This is a genomic window from Paenalcaligenes niemegkensis (assembly GCF_022230885.1).
Classification (GTDB): domain Bacteria; phylum Pseudomonadota; class Gammaproteobacteria; order Burkholderiales; family Burkholderiaceae_B; genus Paenalcaligenes; species Paenalcaligenes niemegkensis.
The window spans coordinates 264,159-279,659 of the sequence record NZ_JAKGCT010000001.1 but is presented as its reverse complement, the minus strand read 5'-3'; the positions used below and the strand labels follow the sequence as shown (position 1 = coordinate 279,659).

The window sequence follows — 15,501 nt, the reverse complement described above, 5'->3', positions numbered from 1 at the left end:
CGTCTAAAAGTATCCGCGTAAACCATTTTAATGCGTAGACAGGTTTAGCACGAGGGAATCATATGGCGTAGCAATATGCTTGAGTTTTCGACAGCAATGGGCATGAACTGTTCAAAATCCATGTGTGCGCCATTGTTAGCGTTATCTGATATAGAGCGAATGCAAACAAAGGGCAGTTGATTCAGATAGCAGACGTGCGCGATGCTGGCGCTTTCCATTTCGCAGGCGAGGGCAGAAAATTCTTTTTGCAGCCACTGGCTTTTTTCGGGACAGGCAATGAATTGATCACCGCTTACGATTCGTCCAGTGTAGCTGTTGTGCGCGGTAATATGCGCAGAGGCCGCTTGCGCCAGGCCAAGCAATAACGGATCGCTCTTGAAATCGAAAGTGTTAAGCCTGAATATTTGACCGGGTGCCAGACCCAGGGCCGTTACATCCATATCGTGCTGAACCAAAGAGTCGCCGATGACAATATCGCCAGGCAGAATACCCGGGCCTAAACCCCCGGCAATGCCGATGTTGATGATCTGCGTGACACGGAAATCAGAGATCAGCAACTGCGTGCAGGCCGCAGCGTTAACTTTTCCTACGCCACATATCACGGCAACCACAGGCTTACCGGCAAACAGGCCCACGTGAAAGTGCATGCCGGCGCGTTCTACTGTCTGAGGCTGTTCAAGCTGCTGAAGAATGATTTCCAGTTCTTCTTGCATGGCAACAATAATGCCAGTGAGCGTTGATTTCATAGTGTGATCAGGTTTAAGACAAGCGTAGCTGCCTTAACTGTCTAAGGTTAAAGCAAGCATGCTTATTTTGAGAGCGGCTTCCACCATTGATGAAAGTGATGGACGGGGCCATGGCCACTGCCAATATCCAGTTCGTGAGAGCGGGCGATGGCTTTGTAAAGGTATTGCTTTGCCGCTTTGGCTGCTTCAACCGGATCTGCTGTTTGTGGCAAGAGGGCTGCCAGCGCCGCCGAAAGAGTGCATCCTGTACCGTGCGTGTTTTTGGTGTCTATACGCAGAGCAGGCATTTCGATCATGCGATCACCATTGTAGAGCAGGTCAGTACACTCTTTGCCGGGTAAGTGTCCACCTTTCAGAAATACCCAGCGCTCGTCATTGTGATCAAACAAACGGTGCAGCTTCTCGGCGGTACCGTACATTTCCTTGACGGTTTCAGCTGGCCGGCGCTCAATCAGCACGCCGGCTTCGGGCAGGTTGGGGGTCATCATGGTTGATTGTGGCAGCAGCGACTCACGCATTTCGTTGATAGCTGCTTTTTCGAGCAGATGATCTCCGCTTTTCGCCACCATCACCGGGTCTAATACAATATGTTTGGGTTTCCAGTGGGCAAGGCTGTCGCTGACCACACGAATGACGGGCTGCTGGCCGAGCATCCCTATTTTGACGGCATCAATACGCACATCGTTGAACAGGGTGTCAATTTGCAGCTTGATAAAATCGGGGTCTACAGGCGATATACCTGTCAGCCCCTGAGTATTCTGGGCAGTCAGTGCTGCAATAACAGCATTGGCGTAGGCGCCAAGTGCGCTCATGGCTTTGACATCAGCCAGCACGCCAGCGCCACCTGAGGGGTCTACGCCGGCAATGGTCAGAGTGCTTGGGATCATGTGTGCTTAGTTAAGAAGAACGGGAGTGGATTAAGCCTTCGGTGGGAGAGCTGGGATCTGCATCGTAATATTTACGAGGAACACGGCCAGCCAGATAGGCATTACGACCAGCCAGTACGGCCTGGTTCATTGCTGTAGCCATAAGTATCGGGTTTGTTGCTCCGGCGATGGCGGTATTCATCAGCACACCATCGCAGCCGAGTTCCATGGCAATAGTTGCGTCAGAGGCTGTGCCTACGCCTGCATCCACCAGAATTGGAATGTTGGCCTGGTCGATAATCAAGCGCAGGTTCCAGGGGTTGATGATTCCCATGCCTGAGCCAATCAACGAAGCTAATGGCATAACGGCAACACAGCCGATATCTTCCAGCATTTTGCATTGAATGGGATCATCGGTGCAGTAAACCATTACGTCAAAGCCATCGTCGACCAAGGTTTTTGCGGCCTTTAAGGTTTCAGGCATGTTCGGGAACAGGTTGTCGGCGTCGCCGAGCACCTCTAGCTTTACCAGGTTGCGGCCATCAAGCAGTTCGCGCGCCAGTCGCAAGGTACGCACGGCATCATCGGCGGTGAAGCAGCCTGCAGTGTTGGGCAGCAAGGTGTATTTTGAGGGTGGCAGGTAGTCAAGCAGACTAGGCTGATCAGGATCTTGCCCTATATTTGTACGACGGATGGCAACGGTAATGATTTCGGCGCCACTGGCCTCAATGGCAAGGCGTGTCTCATCAAAGTCTTTGTACTTTCCCGTCCCGACAAGGAGGCGTGAGTTATAGCTTTTACCAGCGATGACGAAGGGGTCTGACGGTGTCTGGAGGGTCATGATATGTGCTGCGCGGCAATAAGCACGCCAGGGCTTTTACCCAGCGCGCGATAAATAATACGAAAACCCTTAAAGGATAATCTATTTAGCTTGTAGACGCATTGTTTGTGCAATGGAAAACATGCGCTTACGGCTTTTAAAGCGATGAAACGATAGAGGCTTCAGCGCCAGCGCTAAGGGCGCGCAACACGAAAGGCATCTACAAGCTCGCAGATATGTTCGGCAGCATCCACCAGTCGAGGGCCTGGCCGGTACAGCGCATCAGGATCAATGGCATGAAAATGCTGATTCAGCGCGGCTGGTAACTGAAGGCGCTGCCAATAGGCTAACCGTTCGCTTTGAGCCTTGGGGTTGTCCAGGGTAGTGAAAACCAGGGCTGGATTTTTTTGCAACAGATCTTCGGCATTGACTTGCGGCGCGGCAACCTGGCTGCTGCCATACACGTTCACGGCACCACACACAGCCAATACATCGTTGAAAAGAGCATCGTTTCCAATCGTGTAGATCGGGTTGCTTCCCACCTCGAGGAACACGCTAACAGGCTGTGCGTCCTGATGGCTTTGGCTAAGCCTTTGTATCCGCCTGTCCATTGCCTCCGCCTTGGCATTGGCAATGGCTTCAGTGCCAAAAAGATGTCCAAAGCGTCTCACCTCCGAAGGAATTTCGGCAAGGCGTTTGGGCTGAGAGAACAGCAGCTCAATCTCAAGGGTGCCGAGGCTTGGGGTCAAGGTCAGCGACGCCTGTGAAGGCTGCCAGGCAATTACTACATCAGGGTTCAGGTTGATTAAGTGCTCGTTGTTCAGCGTAATGCCTGAACCCACGCGCGGCAGGTGCTTGGCTGCTTCAGGGAAGTCGCTGCTGGACACAGTGGCGATGATGTAATCGCCCGCGCCGGCAGCATATAGCAGCTCGGTTACGTGGGGGGCCAGGGTGACGGCGCGTTTATAGTGCGGTGCAGCACTCGCTTTGGAAGGAGCCAAAGCGAGTACGTTATGAGCAAAAACGCAGCAAAGCAGAAAAACGAGTTGTCGCACAACCAGAATGAACTCCGATGCCTTTATTTTAGAGACGCCATGCCAAGTTCACGAACACGGTTGAACCTGGGGTGTTGTAACCATTGGCGAGTTCGTAGTCTTTGTTGAATACGTTGTTCCAGCGAACTTGGGCCGTCATTGACTTGGTAAGCGGATACTCTGCAGTCAGGTTAAGCAGACTGTAGCTGCCTAGTGTTACTTCACCGAAGTCGCTGCGTTTTCCTGCCCAAGAATACTCTGCGCCTACCAGCAACTGCTGATATTGATAGTCGGCACCCAGCTTGTAGTTTTGGGCAGCCCGGCGCAGCAGACGCTCGTCAGTTTCCCGGTTACGCGGGTTAGTAAAGTCGGCACTGCCCCAAAAGTTCAGGTTATTGAAGCGCTGATCCATAGTCAGGGAGACCCCTCGCATGCGGGCCTTGTCTATGTTTTCGTATGTCCAGCCCGTACCCTCTGTGCTGTTTATCAGGTTCTTAACGCGGTTTTCGTATGCAACAAGGCTGATTTTTCCGCTCTCATGTCTATAAGTGATGCGTGCTTCGGCGTTCTTCGACGTTTCTGGCTTGAGGTCCGTGTTGGACCCCCAAGGGCCATACAAGGCTGTGAAGTCCGGCACCTTGAAGCCAGTATTGTAAGAACCTCCCACGCTCCAGGCATTATTTATATCAAAGTCATAGCCAACGCCTCCGGTGGTGCGTTTGATGTCTTTGGACATGTGATCATGACGGACGCTAACTTGTGCGTGATGGGGACCAGTGTGCAGGCTGTAGATCAATGCGGCAGAGTTGGTGCTGCGCTTATCCACAGGTAAGCCTTGTTCGTTTTTGACACGCTCGTTAGTGTGTTCGACCAACGCAGTGAGCTGCTGGGCATCGCTGAGCTGGAAATCGTTTTGCCAAGCGTAATTTCTTAGCGTGCTTTGGTAGCGGCTAAAAGGAGTCGACGCGTTAGGGGCCCGCGTTTCAACGGACTCACGAGACTCGTCAATGCGTAGCCTGCTGGTCCAGTTTTCCGTCAGTTTGTGGGTGCTTCCAATGCCATAGGCCTGCTGATGTGTAATGATATGGTCGTTTATGGCGGGGTCACCACCCGTGTCAAAGTCGCCGTCTATTTGTGAGCTAAACAGATGCGTATCGATACGATGGTTTTCATTGATGGCGTATCCGAGGTTCGCAACAACGCTATGGCTATCGTAGCCGTCGGTATCGCCATTGTAGGTGAAGCTATCGGCATTCCTGTTGGTGGCGTTAAAGCCATCGCTGTTTGCCAACGAGCCACTTAAGCTGTAATTGAAGCCGTTAGCGGCTCCTGATATGCCTGCGCTGGACTTAAAGGTATCGTGGCTGCCCAGGCCCATGTTTGCCCATAACGACGCAGGTTTGTCGGTAGCGCCTTTTTTGGTGATGATGTTGACAACTCCACCAATGGCTTCTGCGCCGTATAGGCTGCTGCCAGCCCCGCGCACAATTTCGATTTGCTCTATTTGTGAGGGATCGATAGCATTTAGGTTAACAGAGCCTTGCACACTGCTATTGATACGTACACCGTCTACCAGTACCAAAGTGTGTTTGCTTTCGTTACCTCGAATGAATATACCGGTCTGAGCCTGTGGGCCGCCGGTATTAGAAATCTCAATACCATGTTCCCTTGACAACAGGTCAGCCACGCTGCTTTGGCCCGCACGCTGAATGGTCGCTGCGTCTATAACGCTTACGTCACCAATGACCGCGCTTTCGAGCTGCGCCGTACGGCTGGCAGTCACGATGACGTTCTCAAGCTGGCTGACAGAGGGAAGGCTTTGGGCAGAAACAGCCCAGGGCAGGAAACAGGCCAAAACAGCGGCTGTTTGCCGATTTAGAATAAAAGACATGATGAACCCTGTGTGGCGCGCGTCCCCGCACGCCGTTAATTAAACATCGCATCCAAACCAGGGGTGGATTGGTGGATCGGCCAGGTGGCAAAAAGGCTCGGTGTCGGGCTTGCATGTGTGTACATGAGTACCGTTGCGGGGGCAGCACGATTAGAGCTGTGGAGCGAGTTCACAGCTTTACGTTTCCCGATGAATTTGTGGTGTTAAGGCTAAAACCAGCAAAAAGATCGTACAAATAGTAATGATGCACCTTGTTGCGCATAGGAAATGTAGCATGGGCGGGGCGCGAGGTTACAATATAATGTTTTGATTGTGGTTTCTCGATCTCGATTTATTGTCGCTCTTTGAGAAAATCAGTCGCTGATTCAGAATGTTTACATTTATTGCCCCGTATTTTTGCGATCTCTAGGATTACTACGTGTCTTATCCCGCTATTCCTTATCCTGTCTCTTCGTATACCCGTGCCGGTGAGTTTGTACGCTTGCTGTCAGAACGCATTGTCATCCTCGATGGTGCGATGGGCACGATGATTCAGCGCTATAAGCTTAGCGAAAGCGATTTTCGCGGAGAGCGTTTTAAAGATCACCAAAAAGACGTGCGTGGCGACAATGAATTGCTGTCCATTGTTCGCCCGGACATCATTGCTGAAATACATCGCCAATACCTCGATGCAGGTGCCGATGTCATCTGTACCAATACTTTTGGTGCCACCGAAGTTGCACAAGGCGATTACGAGCTGTTTGGTATCTCGTACGAGCTGAATCTCGAGTCAGCCAGAATTGCTCGTCAAGTCTGTGATGAGTTTGAAAGCTCGGGCAGCAAGCGTTATGTAGCAGGCGTATTGGGGCCACAGCCTAAAACAGCCTCTATTTCGCCAGATGTGAATGACCCCTCCGTGCGTAACGTCAACTTTGAACAGCTGCGGGATGCTTATACCGAGCAGCTGAACGGCCTGATCGATGGCGAGGTCGACATTATTCTGATTGAAACTATCTTCGATACCCTGAATGCGAAAGCGGCTATCTTCGCCGTTGAGAGCGTATTTGAAGAGCGCGGTATTCGTCTGCCGGTTATGGTGTCAGGCACTGTGACGGACGCCTCCGGCCGCATTCTGTCAGGTCAGACTGTAGAGGCTTTCTGGAACTCTGTCCGACATGCACGCCCGGTCACGATAGGTCTTAATTGCGCCTTAGGGGCCGCCCTGATGCGCCCTTATGTCGCCGAGCTTTCAAAAATATGCGATACCTACCTGTGCGTCTACCCTAATGCGGGTTTGCCTAACCCGATGGCCGAAACCGGCTTCGACGAAACGCCTGCCGATACCTCCAGTTTGCTGGAAGAGTTCGCGCGTTCAGGGCTGGTCAACATGGTGGGCGGATGCTGCGGCACTACCCCCGAGCATATTGCAGCCATCGTCAAGCAGGTTAAAGAGCTTCCTTTACGAGTTGTACCCAAGGTTCCTGTCAAAACTCGCCTCTCAGGCCTGGAAGCGTTAAACATTGACGAGGAAAGCCTCTTTGTAAACGTTGGTGAGCGCACAAACGTCACCGGTAGCAAAGCCTTTTTACGCCTGATTCGCGAAGAGAAGTTCGAGGAAGCCCTGTCGGTTGCGCGCCAGCAGGTCGAGAGCGGTGCACAAGTGATCGATATCAACATGGACGAAGCCATGCTGGATTCGGTGGCTAATATGCGTAAATTTTTGAACCTTATCGCCTCTGAACCCGATATATCTCGTGTGCCGATCATGATCGACAGTTCGAAGTGGGAGGTTATAGAAGCCGGGCTGCGCTGTGTTCAAGGCAAGGCCATCGTTAACTCGATTTCCATGAAGGAAGGGGAGGCCGAGTTCCTGGCTCATGCGCGACTGTGTCGACAGTACGGCGCTGCTGCTGTCGTGATGGCCTTCGACGAGCAGGGGCAGGCTGATAACTACGAACGTCGCATACAGATTTGTCAGCGGGCCTATGATCTGTTGGTTAACGAGGTGGGCTTTCCGCCCGAAGATATTATTTTTGATGCCAACGTCTTTGCGATCGCGACGGGCATCGAAGAGCATAATAATTACGCTGTGGATTTTATTAACAGCGTGCGCTGGATACGAGAAAACTTGCCGCATGCACGTTTGTCTGGCGGTATTTCCAACGTCAGTTTTTCGTTCCGTGGCAATGAGGCCATGCGCGAGGCCATTCATACCGTATTCTTGTACTACACGATTCGCGAAGGCCTCACGATGGGTATTGTGAATGCCGGTCAGCTAGGCGTGTATGCCGATATCGACCCAGTCTTGCGAGACATGGTCGAAGATGTAGTCCTGAATCGTGAAAATCCGGTAGCTAAAACCGATCCGGCTGACGACAGCACGTCGACTGAGCGTCTGGTAGAGCTGGCAGAAAGAGTCAAAGGCTCCGGTGCCAAGCGCGAAGAAGATCTGAGCTGGCGCGAGAATTCGGTAGAAGAGCGCTTGATTCATGCACTGGTTAACGGCATCACCACCTTTATTGTGGAAGATACGGAAGAAGTGCGCCAGAAAATAGCCGATGGTGGCGGCAGACCCATTCAAGTCATCGAGGGTCCTCTCATGGATGGCATGAATGTGGTGGGTGACTTGTTTGGTGCCGGGAAAATGTTCTTGCCGCAGGTTGTGAAATCGGCGCGTGTAATGAAGCAAGCCGTGACCCATCTTGTACCCTTCATTGAAGAAGAAAAACGCCAGATTTCAGCAGCAGGCGGTGATGTACGCTCCAAAGGGAAAATAGTCATTGCTACCGTAAAAGGCGATGTGCACGACATTGGCAAAAACATCGTTACGGTGGTGCTGCAATGCAATAACTTTGAAGTGGTTAATATGGGCGTCATGGTGCCCTGTGCCCAGATTCTGCAGAAGGCCAAAGACGAAGGCGCTGATATGGTGGGCCTGTCGGGCCTGATCACGCCCAGCCTGGAGGAAATGAGCTATGTGGCCTCCGAGATGCAGCGCGACGAGTATTTCCGCGATAAGCAGATCCCGCTGCTGATCGGTGGCGCCACCACCAGTCGTGTTCACACCGCGGTAAAGGTTGCGCCTAACTACGAAGGACCGGTTATTTATGTACCTGACGCCAGTCGCTCGGTGGGCGTAGCCACCCATTTAATGTCGGATGCACGTGATGTGTATCTGAAAGAGCTGGCAGATGAATACGACCTGGTGCGTACTCGGCACGCCAATCGCAAAGAGACGCCTTTGGTCGATCTTGCCCAGGCCCGGGCAGATGCACCCAAAATAGACTGGTCAGCTTATGTCCCGCCACGGCCCAAGTTCGTGGGCCGTCGCACCTTTATTAATTATGATTTGTCTGAGATCGCCAAGTACATAGACTGGACGCCGTTTTTTCAGACCTGGAGCCTGTTCGGCCGTTATCCGCGCATTCTTGAAGATAAGGTGGTGGGCGAACAAGCCAAAGAGCTTTTTGCCGAAGGACAGGCCATGCTTAAGAAAATCATTGACGGCCGCTGGTTACAGGCGAATGGTGTAATTGCCTTTTATCCCGCCAATACGGTCAATGGCGAAGATATCGAGATCTACAGTGACGAGACCCGATCCAAAGTGTTGTTTACCTGGCGTAATTTACGTCAGCAAACAGTGAAACGTGAAGGCGTCGATAGCAAAAGCCTGGCCGACTATATCGCTCCCAAAGAAACGGGTATCGTCGATTACATCGGTATGTTTGCCGTTACGGGTGGTCTGAATATAGAAAAACACTCAGAGCGCTTTGCCGCGGCGGGCGATGATTATTCTGACATCATGCTTAAAGCCCTGGCTGATCGATTTGCCGAAGGCTTTGCCGAGTGTTTGCATGCACGCGTGCGCACTGACTTGTGGGGCTACGTGCCGCATGAAGATCTCGATAGCGAGGCGCTAATCGATGAGAAGTATCAGGGCATACGACCCGCTCCAGGCTATCCTGCCTGCCCCGAGCACGTGGTTAAGGCTGACATGTTCGAGGTCATGCAATGCGAGGACATCAATATGCAGCTAACCGATGGTTATGCAATGTTCCCGGCATCCAGTGTGTCTGGGTTCTACTTCAGCCATCCACAGTCGCAATATTTTAATGTGGGCAATATTGGTGAAGATCAACTGCAGGATTACATTGAGCGCTCAGGACGTGAAGAGGACGATGTTCGGCGTTCTTTAGCAAGCGTTTTGCGGAGCTAATGCTCATGCCCAGTGCGAAGTCTACGTCGCAAGGCATAGATTCAGCGTCCTCCAGGCGCAGGGCACTGGGCGATTTTCTGCGCAGCGCCCGAGAAAGGATTACCCCGCAAAGCCTGGGTTTGCCCGTGGGGGTTCGGCGTCGAACACCGGGATTGCGCCGCGAAGAGGTCGCGCAGTTATGCGACATCAGTGTCACTTGGTATACCTGGATCGAGCAGGGCAGGGAGATCTCGATTTCCGCTACCGTCTGTGCGCGGCTGGCAACGACATTGCGGCTGGGGCGTGCCGAGCGTCATTACTTATTTGAGTTAGCCGAAGCGACAGATCCGGATCACGACGAAGTCGCTGCCCAGTTGCCGCCAGGGCTTTCTGATTGTGTGCAGAGCATTGCGGCTCCTGCTTATATTTTGGATCGTACCTGGAATGTGTTGGCGAGGAACGCTGCTTTATTGCGTTTATTCGATGGCTGGCCGGATCGTTCAGCAGAACCTAACCTATTACGCTATATTTTTCTGGATCCCGCTGCACGCTCGCTGGTCATGGATTGGGAGCAGAGGGCAACTCGGGTGGTCAGTGAGTTTCGTGCTGATGTAGGAGCTCATGCCGATGAGCCCGAGCTTAGCGCTTTACTCGATGAGCTGCTGGAAGAAAGTCGCGTCTTCGAACAATGGTGGGGACGCCAGACAGTGGTCGAACGCGAGGGTGGCTTGCGTAGTTTTAACCACCCTCAAGATGGAATTTTGCATTTTCAGCAATTTACATTCAGGCTTGCAGTGCGGCCAGACTGCAAGCTGGTTATGCTTATACCCGGTCAGTCTTAGCTTTTTTTCAAGAACTCGGCTTTTAACTCATAACTGATACCATCGATTTTGCAGCTGATTTCGTGATCTCCTGGCACAATACGGATTCCGCGAGCTTTAGCCCCCTTCTTAAGCGTTGTTGACGAACCCTTTACGCGTAAATCTTTAATAAGGTAGACATCGTCGCCGTCTGCTAATGGGTTTCCGTTGGCATCACGGATTTCGGGTGTGTCATCTTGCTCTTCAAGCTGGGCAGCTACCATCGGCCATTCGTGAGCGCAATCAGGACAAATATAGTGTTCCCCATCTTGGTAGGTATGTTCAAGCTTACAGACTGGACAGGCTGGTGGCGTAGGCATAAAGACTCCTGATAAATACGCTTTTACTTGGTTTTAAGATTGTTTTGCGGTCTTTTGTACGTAATTGGTGGCAAAACACCGCAAATGCTATCACGCCATAGGCTGCGGTGTCTTGTTCTCAGGGACGTCGACGCTATTTTTTCCGGGCTGCAGTGAAGCGCCGGCATCCGCCTTCAAGCGTAGAAACGAGAGGCTTGATACTGCGGTAAGAATGCCAATGACCATAAAGCCCCAGAATAAATCGGTGGTATTTACCGCGGTGTCCCCGCGCCAATGCATACTGAGATTTAAGGTAACAGCAGCACAAGCTACACCGATACTGATGCCTAGCTGCTGGGCCATCGAGGCAAAGGTGCTGGCGCGACTCATGCCTACAGCATCAATATCAGCATAGGTTAGTGTATTGACGGCAGTGAATTGCAGCGACCTGAAGATACCCCCTATACCCAGGATTACGGACATCCACCAAAGAGGGGTGTCGGTGTCAAACCAGGCGCACAAGGCGATAAACAATCCGGTCAGCAAGGCGTTATAACTAAGCACTTTTCTATAACCCAGACGCCGGATAATAAAAGGGGCGACGGGCTTCATGACCAGTGCTCCTATGGCGCTGGTAAAGGTGACCATACCTGCGGCGAAGGCTGTCATTCCGAAACCCACTTGCAGCAAGATCGCAAGCATAAAAGGCACCGCACCCAATGAGAAGCGGCAAAGGTTGCCACCGAGTACGGAAATCGCAAAGCTACGGATGCGTAGCAGGGACAGATCGATAATTGGAGCAGCTGCACGGCGTGCATACCAGATGTAGGTGAGCCCACTGCTTAGTCCGATAACCAGAAGGGTGGCCAGCAAGCGGCTGGACATTTCCTGATGCCCTATGGATTCAAAGCTGATCACCAAAGTCGACAAGGCAACACTGCTTAGCAGGAAGCCAACCCAGTCAAGGCGCTGAGCCTCTATGGGGTAGTCGTCCCGAATAAACTTCAGGACTAGTGCAACCCCAAGAATGCCCACCGGTATATTCATCAAAAATATCCAGTGCCACGAAGTGTAGGTGACCAGAAATCCTCCTACGGGGGCCCCAGGATGGGACCGAACAAGGCGGGAAGGGTAAGCACCGACATGGCACGGAGCAGTTCTGTCTTTGGGACACGACGTAGTAATATGATGCGGCCCACCGGAACCATCATGGCACCCGCAATGCCCTGTAGCACCCTTGCTGCCACCAGTTGTTCCAGGGTTTGCGAGGCAGCGCAGGCAACAGAACTTGCAGTAAAGATTATAATAGCGGTCAGAAAGATACGCCGAGCGCCAAACCGGTCGGCCGCCCATCCGCTGATCGGTACAAACACCGCAACGGCAAGCAGATAACTGGTAATAATGGAATTCATGCGTATGACGCTGGTGTTTAAGTCTGTCGCCATGGTGGGCAGTGCGGTTGCCACTACGGTTGCGTCCAGCATCTGCATGAATAAGGCGCACCCTACAATGTAGGGGATCATTTTGATGGCGCGTTGTTCGGTTTTGGAAGGGAGAGGTGCTGCAGCTACGGTGTCGGGCTTATCCTCAGTTTGCATGCCTTGCTCTTTTTATGGGTCGGTTTGAAGTACACTTGAAGCTTGGTTGTTTAAACCCGTTATTTACCTTTATAGACATTATGGCAAAAAATTACGAGTCCGAGATCACGCAGTTTCTCAATAGCTATAAAAAACAAAACCCGGAAACTGAAGTGCGTCAGCGTGAAGGCCGTGGCCGGCTGTGGGATAAGCATATTGATCCTGAACTGCAGGAAGGGTATCGCGCGAGCCGCATCCCTCAGCCTCCCTATGTCTACTACGAAAACAAATAAGCTTGCTTAATGTCTGAAACGACGGCGGAAGGCTTGGCCTGTAGCTCCGGGGCTACAGCGCAAGACATCCACGAGGTCGATAACGTTGCATTGGCTCGCCTATATGGCGAGCCTTTGTTCGCTATTCCTCAAGATCTGTACATACCGCCTGATGCGCTTGAGGTGTTTCTTGAAGCTTTCGAGGGGCCGCTTGATTTATTGCTCTACCTGATTCGTAAGCAAAATTTTAATGTGCTGGATATTCCGATGGCCCAGGTCACCGGTCAGTATCTGGCGTATGTAGACGAGATCCGCCGTACCAATTTAGAACTGGCCGGCGAGTACTTGCTCATGGCTGCACTGCTCATAGAGATTAAGTCTCGAATGCTGTTGCCAGTGAAGAAAACTGATTCAGGTGAAGAGGTCGAAGACCCTCGCGCAGAGCTGGTTCGTCGCCTGCTCGAGTACGAAAAAATGAAGCTGGCAGCCCAGAGGCTGGACAGCCTTCCCCAGCTAGGGCGTGATTTTAAGCGTGCACAGGCACATCTGGATCTGCATGTCGAGCAGCTGCTTCCAGATGTCTCTCCAGATGATCTGCGCGATGCATGGCGTGAAATCATTCGTCGGGCACAGCTAAACCGCAGCCACACGATTACACGCGAACAGCTTTCAGTACGCGATCACATGAGTCAGATTCTTCGTCGGCTTAGCCATGTCCAGTTTTTAGAGTTCGGTGAATTGTTTTCCGAGCGGGTTTCTGAGGGCGACACAGTGGCCATCATTGTGGTGCATTTTCTAGCCATGCTTGAGCTGGCCAAGGAATCGTTGCTTGAGGTGACGCAGGCAGAGCCATATGCCCCAATTTATGTACGACTTGCCTTTATTCGCATTACCGGCGATACAGTTTGAGTCCTGATTTAGGTATCGGAGTTTTTTGTGAAAGTTGTCCACACCATTCAAGAGTTACGTGATCATTTGCAGGGCCAAACGCGAGTTTCGTTTGTGCCGACCATGGGTAATCTCCACGAGGGACACCTTTCGCTAATGCGTTTGGCACGGCAGCATGGTGATCCGGTGGTTGCCAGCATCTTCGTGAACCGGCTGCAATTTGGTCCCAACGAAGATTTTGACCTTTATCCGCGCACGCTTCAGCGGGACATTGAAAAACTTGAAGCTGCACGCGATGTCTATGTGCTGTTTGCACCTTCTGAAAAAGAGATGTATCCAGAGCCGCAAAGCTTCAGAATACAACCGCCCGATGATTTGGGCGATATTTTGGAGGGCGAGTTTCGTCCCGGCTTTTTTGATGGCGTCAGCACCGTAGTGTTAAAGCTTTTTTCATGTGTGCAGCCACGCGTAGCGGTCTTTGGTAAAAAGGACTATCAACAGCTGATGGTGGTGCGAAATATGTGCCGACAGTTTCAGCTACCCGTAGAAATACTGGCGCATGAAACAGTCCGGGAAACCAGTGGCCTGGCGCTGTCTTCACGCAATCGATATCTGAGTGATGCTGAGCGGGCGCAAGCGCCGCAGCTTTATGCTTGTTTGAACGCGGTTAAGCAGCAGGTGGCAGCCGGTGCAAATGATCTGAGCGAGATTGAGCAACAGGCCATACAGCTTTTGCAGCAGCAAGGCTGGGATGTTGATTATCTGGCGTTGCGACGTCAGCGCGACTTGCTTAAACCCAGCTCCGAAGAAATCGCCTCCGGTGAACCCTTGGTAGCCTTGGGGGCGGCCAGGTTAGGCAGCACCCGACTTATAGATAATCTGGAGCTATAAAGAATCGCCCTCTTATGACGATTAGGCTGGAAAGCAGGCATGGATAAGTCAATCCTGTCAGAATTGACAGGTAGACGTATCTAAAAGTATCAGGAAGAATACGGTCATCTTAATTGGAGAACCGTATGAAATATCTTTCTGCAGAGTCAATGGCGCTTGCTCTTAAGTCTCTGACCAGTCGCGAGCATGAAGTAAAAAATCTAGTCGTTCAAGGGTTAGCTAATAAGGTTATTGCTGCTGAGCTAGGCATTTCACAACGCACTATAGAGGCTCATCGCGCCCGGGTATTCAGCAAGCTGCAGGTGCGTAACGCGGTAGAGCTGGCCCATGTATTGCTGGTGCAAAGGCTGGCCGAGCCAACGACACCATTCCAGGATAATCCCCTTTGCCGTCCCCAACTAAAAAAGACCCTAAGTAAGGGTCTTTTTGTTGTGTGCCTTGTACAGGTTACTAGAAGCTAGTGCAGACCGGAGCAGGGGCGTTATCAAGCTCGGGTATAGGGTCTATGTCGGCTTGACGACTTAGCAGTGTTTCGAGGGTAGGCCGTACTTGGTTGAAGGTGTTGACACGCATCTGTCTGTCGTTCAGGAAGCTGAGTTCTGCCACGGTTACATCGTCACGAGTTTGCAGAATGATGCGTGTGGGTTCAGTGCCTACGGGATGCCAGCATCCAGCGGCATGTTGCACCTCAGCCGAGCCGCCAACCGGTTCGATTTTCATGCGCCATATGCCCGACGGGGCGGTTGTTAGCGTGGTTCGCAAGGGTACGCAATGCACATTGGAATCCGAGCAGGCGATAGTGCCCAGGAAGGTACGGGCTTCAAGCAGTTCACGTACTTGTCTTGACTCAATGACAGCGCGATCTACCGTACGCTCATGTTCGGCTTTGGCGTTTTCGCCAAAACCGACTTGAACTTGAGAAGAAGCCAAAGTCTGATCGCGTCCGCGAGCCTTGTTTTGTGCGTCGGTAATCGTGCTGTCGCGTGCGGCATTAGGACTAGGGGCGACAGGTTGTTGGGCGCATCCGGCTACCAGTACACCCAGAATCAATGTGGTCACAGCCGTAATCGAGCGGTGTTTTTTTAATGTAGCGATGGGCATCGTGTTTTCCTAAGCTAAGTGGGCAGATGCGTTGCTGTTAGCCGCGCATTGTAGTGAAAGTGAATTATAGGCGCTTAACGAT

13 protein-coding genes and 1 pseudogene are annotated in these 15,501 nt (G+C 52.0%); 6 read left to right on the top strand and 8 right to left on the bottom strand.

What is annotated here, in order from left to right; genetic code table 11:
* Positions 1–44 precede the first annotated feature (44 nt).
* From L1889_RS01375 to L1889_RS01355, 5 genes are all read right to left on the bottom strand, one after another.
* Positions 45–746 (bottom strand): 5'-methylthioadenosine/adenosylhomocysteine nucleosidase, encoded by a 702-nt coding sequence (locus L1889_RS01375; protein ID WP_238663545.1) that lies wholly within the window; start codon positions 744–746, stop codon positions 45–47.
* A 62-nt stretch (positions 747–808) separates the two neighbouring features.
* Positions 809–1,633: a bifunctional hydroxymethylpyrimidine kinase/phosphomethylpyrimidine kinase gene (gene thiD / locus L1889_RS01370; RefSeq protein ID WP_238663544.1), complete on the bottom strand. Its 825-nt coding sequence runs from the start codon at positions 1,631–1,633 to the stop codon at positions 809–811.
* 10 nt (positions 1,634–1,643) lie between these two features.
* Positions 1,644–2,453 (bottom strand): thiazole synthase, encoded by an 810-nt coding sequence (locus tag L1889_RS01365; RefSeq protein WP_238663543.1) that lies wholly within the window; start codon positions 2,451–2,453, stop codon positions 1,644–1,646.
* Between the two features lie 173 nt (positions 2,454–2,626).
* Positions 2,627–3,487 carry a cobalamin-binding protein gene (locus L1889_RS01360; RefSeq protein ID WP_238663542.1) on the bottom strand — a complete coding sequence of 287 codons (861 nt, stop codon included), beginning with the start codon at positions 3,485–3,487 and terminating at the stop codon, positions 2,627–2,629.
* A 28-nt stretch (positions 3,488–3,515) separates the two neighbouring features.
* Complete coding sequence (locus tag L1889_RS01355; RefSeq protein WP_238663541.1) at positions 3,516–5,357, bottom strand: TonB-dependent receptor plug domain-containing protein; 1,842 nt, start codon at positions 5,355–5,357, stop codon at positions 3,516–3,518.
* A 418-nt stretch (positions 5,358–5,775) separates the two neighbouring features.
* Here L1889_RS01355 and metH point away from each other — a divergent pair, with 418 nt between their 5' ends.
* Entirely contained in the window at positions 5,776–9,552 is a 3,777-nt protein-coding gene (gene metH, locus L1889_RS01350; RefSeq protein WP_238663540.1) for a methionine synthase, read from the top strand.
* 5 nt (positions 9,553–9,557) lie between these two features.
* A complete protein-coding gene (locus L1889_RS01345) occupies positions 9,558–10,373 on the top strand; it encodes a helix-turn-helix transcriptional regulator (RefSeq protein WP_238663539.1) in 816 nt (271 codons plus the stop codon).
* Here the strand turns inward: L1889_RS01345 and L1889_RS01340 are convergent.
* Together L1889_RS01340 and L1889_RS01335 are read right to left on the bottom strand one after the other, a co-directional pair.
* Positions 10,370–10,711 carry a zinc ribbon domain-containing protein YjdM gene (locus L1889_RS01340; RefSeq protein ID WP_238663538.1) on the bottom strand — a complete coding sequence of 114 codons (342 nt, stop codon included), beginning with the start codon at positions 10,709–10,711 and terminating at the stop codon, positions 10,370–10,372. The genes L1889_RS01345 and L1889_RS01340 overlap by 4 nt on opposite strands.
* Positions 10,712–10,801: 90 nt before the next feature.
* A pseudogene (locus L1889_RS01335) lies at positions 10,802–12,213 on the bottom strand (DHA2 family efflux MFS transporter permease subunit).
* A 155-nt stretch (positions 12,214–12,368) separates the two neighbouring features.
* Here L1889_RS01335 and L1889_RS01330 point away from each other — a divergent pair.
* The 4 genes from L1889_RS01330 to L1889_RS01315 all read left to right on the top strand — a co-directional run bounded on the left by L1889_RS01330 (position 12,369) and on the right by L1889_RS01315 (position 14,779).
* Positions 12,369–12,560 carry a DUF3460 family protein gene (locus L1889_RS01330; protein ID WP_238663537.1) on the top strand — a complete coding sequence of 64 codons (192 nt, stop codon included), beginning with the start codon at positions 12,369–12,371 and terminating at the stop codon, positions 12,558–12,560.
* Positions 12,561–12,569: 9 nt separating this feature from the next.
* Positions 12,570–13,448: a segregation and condensation protein A gene (locus L1889_RS01325; protein WP_238663536.1), complete on the top strand. Its 879-nt coding sequence runs from the start codon at positions 12,570–12,572 to the stop codon at positions 13,446–13,448.
* 27 nt (positions 13,449–13,475) lie between these two features.
* Positions 13,476–14,318: a pantoate--beta-alanine ligase gene (gene panC / locus L1889_RS01320; protein ID WP_238663535.1), complete on the top strand. Its 843-nt coding sequence runs from the start codon at positions 13,476–13,478 to the stop codon at positions 14,316–14,318.
* A 125-nt stretch (positions 14,319–14,443) separates the two neighbouring features.
* Complete coding sequence (locus L1889_RS01315; protein WP_238663534.1) at positions 14,444–14,779, top strand: response regulator transcription factor; 336 nt, start codon at positions 14,444–14,446, stop codon at positions 14,777–14,779.
* Here L1889_RS01315 and L1889_RS01310 read toward each other — a convergent pair.
* Positions 14,769–15,419 (bottom strand): hypothetical protein, encoded by a 651-nt coding sequence (locus L1889_RS01310; protein WP_238663533.1) that lies wholly within the window; start codon positions 15,417–15,419, stop codon positions 14,769–14,771. The genes L1889_RS01315 and L1889_RS01310 overlap by 11 nt on opposite strands.
* Positions 15,420–15,501 lie beyond the last annotated feature (82 nt).